This window comes from Halovivax sp., from assembly GCA_007119345.1.
Taxonomy (GTDB): domain Archaea; phylum Halobacteriota; class Halobacteria; order Halobacteriales; family Natrialbaceae; genus Halovivax.
Genome location: SKPV01000203.1, coordinates 24,357 through 33,086, shown reverse-complemented (window position 1 = coordinate 33,086; position 8,730 = coordinate 24,357). Strand labels below are relative to the sequence as shown.

Annotated in this window: 7 protein-coding genes and 1 pseudogene; all 8 read right to left on the bottom strand. The window is 68.5% G+C overall.

Annotation, left to right across the window (positions count from 1 at the left end):
- Positions 1–619: pseudogene (locus QZT59_RS13915) on the bottom strand (Glu-tRNA(Gln) amidotransferase GatDE subunit E); the annotation flags it as partial.
- A 36-nt stretch (positions 620–655) separates the two neighbouring features.
- Entirely contained in the window at positions 656–2,647 is a 1,992-nt protein-coding gene (locus tag QZT59_RS13910; RefSeq protein WP_290817597.1) for a PH domain-containing protein, read from the bottom strand.
- Positions 2,644–3,105 carry a PH domain-containing protein gene (locus QZT59_RS13905; RefSeq protein WP_290817600.1) on the bottom strand — a complete coding sequence of 154 codons (462 nt, stop codon included), beginning with the start codon at positions 3,103–3,105 and terminating at the stop codon, positions 2,644–2,646. The genes QZT59_RS13910 and QZT59_RS13905 overlap by 4 nt, the downstream gene beginning before the upstream one ends.
- A 140-nt stretch (positions 3,106–3,245) precedes the next feature.
- Positions 3,246–3,713, bottom strand: coding sequence for a DUF4395 domain-containing protein (locus tag QZT59_RS13900; RefSeq protein ID WP_290817594.1), 468 nt, complete (start codon positions 3,711–3,713; stop codon positions 3,246–3,248).
- A 249-nt stretch (positions 3,714–3,962) separates the two neighbouring features.
- Complete coding sequence (locus QZT59_RS13895) at positions 3,963–4,196, bottom strand: HVO_2901 family zinc finger protein (RefSeq protein ID WP_290817591.1); 234 nt, start codon at positions 4,194–4,196, stop codon at positions 3,963–3,965.
- 558 nt (positions 4,197–4,754) lie between these two features.
- The gene (locus QZT59_RS13890) at positions 4,755–6,161 is read right to left on the bottom strand and encodes an aspartate ammonia-lyase (RefSeq protein WP_290817589.1); all 1,407 of its coding nucleotides are present in this window, start codon (positions 6,159–6,161) and stop codon (positions 4,755–4,757) included.
- A 72-nt stretch (positions 6,162–6,233) separates the two neighbouring features.
- A complete protein-coding gene (locus QZT59_RS13885) occupies positions 6,234–8,066 on the bottom strand; it encodes a PH domain-containing protein (protein ID WP_290817586.1) in 1,833 nt (610 codons plus the stop codon).
- On the bottom strand, positions 8,063–8,524 hold the full coding sequence (locus tag QZT59_RS13880) for a PH domain-containing protein (RefSeq protein WP_290817583.1): 462 nt from the start codon (positions 8,522–8,524) through the stop codon (positions 8,063–8,065). Before QZT59_RS13880 ends, QZT59_RS13885 begins: the two co-directional genes overlap by 4 nt.
- Positions 8,525–8,730 lie beyond the last annotated feature (206 nt).

The following is an 8,730-nucleotide window of genomic DNA, read 5'->3' as shown; positions in this document are numbered from 1 at the left end:
TTCGCTCGGCCGCTTCGCGGGCCTGCTCCGGCGACCGGATGTCCGGACTCGTGCCGATTTCGACGAGCGGAATGCCGAGTCGGTCGAGGCTGTAGCGAACGCCGTCGTCGGTCTCGGCGACCCGCTGGGCGCTCTCCTCTTCGAGCATCAGATCCTCGATGCCGACCGATCCATCGTCGGTCTCGATCTCGCCGTCGGTGGCGATCAGCGCCGAGCGCTGGAACCCCGACGTGTTCGAACCGTCGACGACCAGTTTGCGCATCACGTGCGCCTGGTCGACCGGTCGCGCGTCCAGCAGCTGGGCGATCTCGAGGACGGTTTCCAGCGCCTCGCCGTCGAGCGGATGCGGCGGCTCGTCGTCCTCCTCGACGAGGCAGGTCGAGTCGTACGCGAGGTACTCGAACTCCCGGTCGACGCGACTCTCTTCCAGCGCGGCCTCGTCCAGCTCGCCGAGCTCGCTCCGGGTCGGGTGGAGGTATCGGGTGAACCGGCGCGTCCCCGCCTCGGGATCGCGCAGCTCCGTCGGGCAGGAGCAAAACAGCTTCGTCGCCGTGTCGAGTTGCTGGTGGATCTCCAGCCCGGCGACGAGCCCGAGCGCTTCGTAGTCGTCTGCGTTCATCGGCGGGAGGTGCGGGGCGGAAGGGTAAAAAACCGTTCAGTCGCGTCCGTCGTCGTCGGGGCCCTCGACGGACGAACCGAACCCGTCGTTCGCACCGTCGTCTCGGTCGGCCGCCGGATCGCCCGCGTTCGGTGGAGCCGGGTCGGCCTCCTCGGAGCCCTCGTCGTCGACATCTCGCGATCGTTCCTCGATCCCGTGGTCCGTAGCCGCGTCAGGTCGAGGGACCTTCGAGCGCGGACCCGCCGACGGATCGACGGATCCCGAGTCGACGCGATCGACCGGCACCGCGTCCGTCGAGCCCGGTCCCAGGTTGCCGGCAACGCCGCCGTCGAACGGAAGGTCTGCTTCACCGCGCGCGGAGGCGTGGCTGAGGGGGCGCCGCCGTCGTTCGGCCCGCTCGTGCAGCTGTTCGTAGAGCTTCTCCGCGAGCGTCTCGCGGAGGGCGGACGCGCGGGCGGCGTCCGCGTCGATCGCGCTCGCCGCTCGCCCGAAGAACGACGCGGAACTCGCCGTGTCAGCCGTGATCGTGGCGAGCCGGCGGCGGCGCTGGAAGATCGTCCGCGTGTCGACGACCGACTGGACGCGGTAGTAGGGGACCACCTTGGTCGTGCGCTTCCAGACGCCGGTCCGCGCGAGGAAGTAACCGTCGCCCGCGCTGTAACCGCGGCTGCGCCACTTCAGGTGGGCCGCGACGGGCACGAGAAGGAAGAAACCGGCCACGAGATACCACCGCTCGAAGACGGTGTAGGACGCGACCGCGTACGCGGCCGCCATCGCGAGCCCGACGACCGACGCGTACCGGATCGCGTACCGTTCGCGGGCTCGTTTCGGGATGGCGCGGAGCCGAACGGCACCGAACGGCTCGAGCGAGCGAGCGAGCGCCAGCACGCGCTCGCGTCCGGCGAGCGGGATCGCCGATTCCTGTCCCCGCCCGCCGGACTGACCGGGGGCGTATCCGGCGGTCTCGACGGCGAGCGAGGCGTAGCCGAACCACCGGAACGGGACCGACTCGGTGACCGTCACCGTCTGGACCTTCTCTAGCGGAATCGTGCCGCTGTAGCGTTGGGCCAATCCGCGCTCGTAGTACAGCTCGTCGCCGACCCGCGTGAGCCGGAAGCCGTAGTAGCGGTTGAACGTGAGGATCGCGCTGAGGACCCAGGCGACGAGCAGAAAGACCAGCAAGATCCACCCCAGGACCACCAGCCCGGTTCCCGGTAACCCGCCCTCGAGCGCGTCGACGGGAACCAGGGTCGTCGGGTCGAAGCCGCTGGCGAACGAGAGCGCGATCGTCGCCAGCAGACTGGCGCCGGGGTCGATCGTGAAGACGCTGAGAATCGCGAGTTCGCGGGACCGTATCTCGAAGAGCAGTTCGGTTTCGGGTTCCTCGCGATCGCGGGGTCGGTCGGTTCGACCCCTGAGATCTCGAGGTCCGTCGGATCGATCTCCGAACCGATCGCGACCGCTGTCAGTCTGGACCCCCCGACGATCGCGAGGTCCGTCGGAACGGCTCTCGCTGGCGCGCTCCGTCGATTCCGCGTCCGCATCCGAGTCCGTGTCCGCCCGTCGCTCGGTGGCGCGCGTGTCGGCCCCCTCCGCGCCTCGACGCAGCGTTCGCTGGAGGTGCTGGGCCTCGGTTTCCGCAACGAACCGGAGCGAGACCTCGGTCTGCCCCCCGCCCGCACTCTCGACGTGGACCGCGGCCAGGCCGAGCGCTCGCTGGAGGACGTTCTGTCGGATGTCGACGTTCTGGATGCGCCGGAGCGGTACCTCGCGGTTTCGTCGCGCGAACACGCCGGAGGTGACGTCGAACGTGTCGCTCGTTAGTTCGTAGCGAAACCGCTTGTAGTAGGCGACCTCGTAGACGACGGCCACGACCACGCCGACGAGGACCATCAGCCCGACCCGGACGACGTCCATCCCCGCCCCGCCAGGAGAGGCGAAGATTCCGACGAGGAAGAACAGAAACCCGAGGTTCAGGCTCCGGGACAGCGATCGGACCGGCACCGACGCCGGGTGGAGCCGCCTCATACGGCGTCGTCGCCCTCGCTCTCGATCGCGAGTCGGCGCAGTTCCTCGCGGAGTTCCTCGGCGCGCTCGGGGGTGAGCCCGGGAATCGCGACGTCGGCGCTCCGCGAGCCCGCGGTGTAGACCACGACGGTGGCGAGGCCGACGGCGCGCTCGATGGGGCCCCGACGGGAGTCGACGTGCTGGACGCGGACGTACGGGGCCACCGTTTTGATCCGCGTGAACACGCCGCGCTCGATGTACAGGGCGTCCTCGCGGACCCGAAAGCGCCAGACGCCGTACCGGAGCCAGGCGTGGGTGACGCGAGCGAGCCCGTACGCGACCGCCAGCGCCGCTGCGGCCGTGACGACGGTATCCCGCGCGCCGAGGGGAGCGCCAGGGCCGGTGAGTAGCGTCGCGCCGGCGAGCAAGACGGCGCCGACCACGAACGCGCGAATCGTCGCCCCGACGAGCCAGACGATCCGAACCCGGGGGTTGAGTCGCTCCGTCGCCTCCTCGTCGGTCCGCTCCTCGCGTTCCGACGGGGTCCGCTCGTCGCCCTCCGACAGGGTGGGCTCGTCATGATCGACCGGTGGCCGCTCGTCCGGCTCGGCGGGATCGCTCACAGAACGCCTCGCCTCCGCAGAACCGACACTTGCCGGTACATCTGACATCCCAGGCAGAATCCGGTCGTCGCCCCCAGCGCGGCGAGCAGGCCGACGAACGCGGCGATCGCGAATCCCGGGAGAAACAGCCCCAGCACGAGTAGGAGGCTCGCAATCAGCGAGCCGCCCGCGCCGAGGAGTTTGGCGAACCGGTGGGGAGTCGCCGGTTCGCGCTCCGGCGGCGCGCCGACGATCGGGATCGCGAGTCGGCGCCAGGTGACCGCGTAGAGGTCGAGGCGCCAGCGAGTGAGCGCAGCCAGGCCGAGGATCGCGGCGACGGCGTAGACGAGCGCCGGGGCTCCCGCCGCCGCACCGGCGAGCAACAGGGTCGCCGTTATCGCCTGACCGAACCGCGGCGCGCGTGGATCGACCAGATCGACCCGCGACTCGATCGACCCTCCGGCTGACGCGGCGAGGTCGTTCATACCCGACGTTAGACGTCCACGGTGAAGTGTTCGTCGCCAGACCGTCCGACACCCCCGGCGAGTACGTCGCAGGCGTCTCGGTCGTCACGTTCCTGCACGGACGTCACCCGAAACGAGGGTGGCCTCGAAACGCGATCCACGAAAATCGCTGACCTAGACGCGACACGTCTCGGACTGTCGCTCCAGACCGAGCGTAACTGACCCCGCGACTCGTCCGTCGGCACCGAGCGAGTGAAATCGAGTCCGCGGTCAGTGCGTCGCCGTACGGACGTCTTCGACGTTGAAGAGATCTTCCTGGAGACCCGCCCCGTCGCAATCGTCGTTCGGACACTCGTAGTGCCACCCGTCCTGGGTCGCGATCCGCTCTCGAAATCGATCACCACATACCTGACAGAACAGTTGGCCCTCCTCGCAGGTGTCCCGGTGGAGTTCCAGCGCGAGCTCGGTCTGGAACGACTGGTTGCAGTTTCGACAGGTGTGCATATATTGTCTGACGACACCCGCCCTCAAAACCTCTTGGGTTTCTTTATTTCGGATTCCGCGGCGCTGATCGGGCTTCAATCGGTCGATTTGGGGTAGACGTGTAGGCAGAAAAGACCGGCCGAAACCGCAGTTTACTCCGCTTCGAGTTCCCAGTTTTCTGTCAATCGGGGCTCTCGGGATTCCGAACCAGGGTGCGTGCTACAGACTAACAATGGAAACTAAACGATATTCGACAGTTCGGTTCGTACGGGAAACGGGATCGACCGCGATCGACGGGCGTCGAGATGGACTGCGCAGCATCGACTGACGCGTCCCGGGACGCGAGCGGGAGTGCGCCGGCCCACCGTCGGTTCGCCGTCCACCGACGTCGGTCCCGACCCCGTCGGCGAGTATTGGGCGACGGCGAGTGTTGAGCGTCGACGCGCCCCCTCGGGCAGACCGCCCACCGACGAACGGTCCACCGAAGGTCGGCCCGCCGACGGACGGCCCGCCGATGGACGCCCCGGCGACGTACGTCCCGACGACCGCCGGTTCGACGACTGGCGAGTATCGAGGCCGCTACTCGTCGCCGAGGATCCCCCTGCGAGTCATCTTCACGGGGTCGAGTACCTCGTCGGCTTCCGTCTCGCTGAGGTAACCCTTCTCGAGCGCGACCTCGCGGACGGTCTTTCCCTCCTTCGACGCCGTCTTTGCCACCTCGCTGGCGCGGTCGTAGCCGATGTGGACGTTGAGCGACGTGGCCAGGGCCATCGACTGTTCGACCTGGTCGCGACAGTGCTCGCGGTTGGCTTCGAGGGGCTCGACGAACCGCTCGGCGAACACCGCGCTCGCGTTCGCGATCAGCTCGGCGGACTGGAGGAAGTTGTGGGCACAGACCGGTTTGTAGAGGTTCAAATCGAGCTGCCCCTCGGCGGCGCCGGCCGCGACGGCCGCGTCGTTGCCGACGACCTGCTTGTGGACCTGGTTGACCGCCTCCGCGATGACGGGGTTGATCTTGCCCGGCATGATCGAAGAACCCGGCTGGTTCTCGGGCTGTTCGATCTCGCCCAGCCCGTTCCGGGGGCCGGAAGCCAGGAGCCGAAGATCGTTGGCGATCTTGTTGAGCGAGCCGGCGACGGTCCGCAACGCCCCGTGGGCCTCGGCCATCGCGTCGTGAGCGGCCTGGGCCTCGAAGTGATCGTCGGCCTCGCGGAACTGGACGCCGGTCTCCTTCGTGATGTACTCGGCCGCCCGGCCGGGGAACTCGGGGTGCGTGTTCAGCCCGGTTCCGGTCGCGGTGCCGCCGAGAGCGAGTTCGGAGAGTCGCGGGCGAACGTCGTCGACGCGACCGAGCCCCTTCTCGATCTGGGTCCGGTAGCCGCCGAATTCCTGGCCGAGCGTGACGGGGGTCGCGTCCTGGAGGTGCGTCCGTCCCGTCTTCACCACGTCGTCGAACTCCTCGGCCTTGCGGTCCAAGTGCTCGCGGAGCGTGTCCAGCGCCGGGATGACGTCCTTCTCGATCGCCTCGAGCGAGGCGACGTGCATCGCGGTGGGGATGACGTCGTTCGAGGACTGCCCGAAGTTGACGTGGTCGTTCGGGTGGACGACGCGGTCGCCGATCTCCGCACCGGTGAGTTCGGCGGCCCGGTTCGCGATCACCTCGTTGGCGTTCATGTTCGAGGAGGTCCCCGATCCGGTCTGGAAAACGTCGACGGGGAACTGCTCGTCGTGCTCGCCGGCGATCACCTCGTCGGCGGCTTCGACGATGGCCTCGGCGACGTCGTCCTCGAGGAGCTCGAGGTCGCGGTTCGCCTCCGCCGCGGCCTTCTTGACGACCCCGAGCGCGCGCACGAACCGTCGGCCGAACGAGATCCCGGAGATCGGGAAGTTTTCCAGCGCGCGCTGGGTTTGGGCCCCCCAGTACGCGTCCGCCGGCACCTGCATCTCGCCGAGGCTGTCCTCTTCCGTGCGGAACTCTTCTGCCATGCGAGGGGGTTGCCCTCGTGCGGGGTAAAAGCCACCGAAAGCGAACCGAACGGCCGATTCGGACTCCGACGCTCAGAGCGACGGCGTCGACCCACCGTCCTGCGAGCGCTCTTCCAACGCGGTTTGCAGGCGCTCGCGGGAGGCGTCGTTGATCTCGCGGGCGATCGCTACGTCCACGTCGTGGATCGTGGGCGTCGACCAGAAGTACGTGCGCGAGCTCGCCGTGTCGACGACCAGCGACGCCAGTCCCAGTCGGCGCTGGAAGATCGATCGCCTGGTCGAGACCGTCTGGACGCGGTAGTAGGGGATCACGGTCGTCTTCCGGCTCCAGAAGCCCTCGCGGATCACCAGGTTCCCCTCCCCCACGTAGTAGCCGAGGTGGTGCCAGCGGAGGTGCGCGGCCGGCGGGACGAGAAGGTAGGTGGCGCCAGCCAGATACCACGACGACAGCGGCGTGATCAGCGAGAGTCCGTAGGCCGCGACGACGAGGACGGTGGCGAGGATCGAGTACCGCGCGAGGTACCGCCGCCGGGCCACCGTCGTCGGCCGCTCGAACAGCGGTGCCTCGAGGTCCGTGAGCCGCTCGGCGAAGTTGTGGACGCGCGGTACTCGCGCGAGCGGAACCGCCGACTGGCTGCCGCCGTTGCTCTCCGGCCCGTAGCCCGCGGTCTCGACCCAGAGGCCCGCGTGGTCGATGCGTCGCTGGATCGGATTGTCGGTGACCGTCACCGACTGGACCTTCTCGAGCGGGATGCTCCCGCTGTACCGTTGCAACAGGCCCCGCTCGTAGACCAGATCGTCGCCGGTCTGGCCCAGCCGGAACCCGTAGTAGGCGAAGAACGTGTACAGGATGCTCACGAAGTACGTGAGGATCACGGCGTGAATCATCGAGACGACGCCGAGGACGGCGTAGCTCCCGGTCGTGCCGTCGCCGATTGCCGCCGGACCGCCCACGGGTTGGGCGGCGGTCACGAGGTACTGGATCAGGAAGTCCGTCGCGAACAGCACCAGGAATCCAACCGCGGCCAGCGCGGCCGGCCGGAACGACGCGAACGAGTACAGCAACAGCTCCCGCGAGGAGAGTTCGAAGAGCCGGCGCGTCCGAAATCGCCCGGACAACCCGGAATCGACCCGACCGGCGGCCGTCGGATCGTCCGACGCGCGCGCGAATTCCGAGTCCACGCCGTCGTCCGCCGCTCGCCCGTCGTCCGGGACTGCGCGTTGCGGGGGGTCCCCGTCACCCTCCCGCGCATCGACCGTCCGCTCGTCGGCGGCCGGTCCGTCTCCACTCGCCGGGGAGGGTTCGCGACCGCTCGCCTCCCCGAGTGTCTCACGCCGGGCAGCTCCCGCCGATGATTCCGTTCCGCCCGCTTCGCCGGCGGTCCCGTTCGCCGTCGTCGGTCCGTCCTCGCCCGTCGGTACCACGTCGGGCGACGGTCGCCGCCCCCGTCGCTCCCCGTTCACGGCGGCGGTCATCCGCCTGATCTCTCGTTGCAGTCGGGTGGCTTCGTCCTCGCTCACGAAGTTCAGCGACGCTTCCGTGCCGCCGCCACCGGCGGTTTCGATGGAGACCCTCGCGAGACCCAGCAGCTGAAAGAGGACGTTCTGACTGATGTCGACGTTCTGGATGCGTCGATACGGGATCTCCCGAGACCGGCGAGCGATGACGCCCGAAGCGATGTCGAACGTGTCCTCGGCGAGCCCGTACTCGAACCGGTAGTAGTAGGCGATCGCGTAGCCGACGCCCGCGAAGAACCCGATCGCTCCGAGGATCAGCCCCATCGCGGGGTGGACCTCCTCCAGCGCGCCCCCGACGACGGACACCAGAAAGAACGGGACGAAAAAGCCGAGGATTCCCCGATTGATCGCCCCCGAGACGGCGCTCAGCGGGTGCAAGCGGTTCATACGGCGTCGTCGGTCTCGCTCTCGACGGCCAGTTTGCGAAGCGAATCCTGGAGCTCCCGGGCGCGCTCCGGGCGGAGTCCGGGCACCCGGACGTCGGCGTTCCGCGAACCGGCGGTGTACACGACGACGCTCGAGAGGCCGAGCGCCCGCTCGATCGGTCCGAACTGTGTGTCGACGTGCTGGACCCGCACGAACGGGACCGCGGTTTCGACGAACGTGATCACCCCGCGTTCGAGGTACAGCGCGTCCTCCTGCAGTTCGAAGCGCCAGAGCTGGTAGAGTCGAATCGCGTAGAGCGCCCCGAGGACGCCGACGACGACGGCGGCCCCCGCCTGAACCGCCGTCGGAACGCCGGCGATCCACCGATCGACGCCGACGAAGACGAGGCCCGCGACGGTACCCACGAGGACCCCGTAGACGACCCAGAGGATCCTGATGCGCGGATGCAGGGATTCCATGTTCCAGTCATTTCAGTACCGCACGATAAAAGTGCGGAATGTGGACGACCCGAAGCGGTCGAGCAGCGTTCGCTCCTCCCCGAGCGCCCGGATCACCTCGAAGGCGTTCCCGATCGGATGCGTCCCCGGCTCGACGTCGCACGACCGCGCCGCCGTGCCCATAGCTCGGTCGGGCCTGGGTCGGTTCGCCGACCCGGATCCGTCCG

Excerpts from the sequence above, each read along its gene's own strand:
- QZT59_RS13880 (WP_290817583.1), bottom strand. The coding sequence starts at position 8,524 with ATGGAATCCCTGCATCCGCGCATCAGGATCCTCTGGGTCGTCTACGGG.
- QZT59_RS13910 (WP_290817597.1), bottom strand. The coding sequence starts at position 2,647 with ATGAGGCGGCTCCACCCGGCGTCGGTGCCGGTCCGATCGCTGTCCCGG.
- QZT59_RS13900 (WP_290817594.1), bottom strand. The coding sequence starts at position 3,713 with ATGAACGACCTCGCCGCGTCAGCCGGAGGGTCGATCGAGTCGCGGGTC.
- QZT59_RS13890 (WP_290817589.1), bottom strand. The coding sequence starts at position 6,161 with ATGGCAGAAGAGTTCCGCACGGAAGAGGACAGCCTCGGCGAGATGCAG.
- QZT59_RS13885 (WP_290817586.1), bottom strand. The coding sequence starts at position 8,066 with ATGAACCGCTTGCACCCGCTGAGCGCCGTCTCGGGGGCGATCAATCGG.
- QZT59_RS13895 (WP_290817591.1), bottom strand. The coding sequence starts at position 4,196 with ATGCACACCTGTCGAAACTGCAACCAGTCGTTCCAGACCGAGCTCGCG.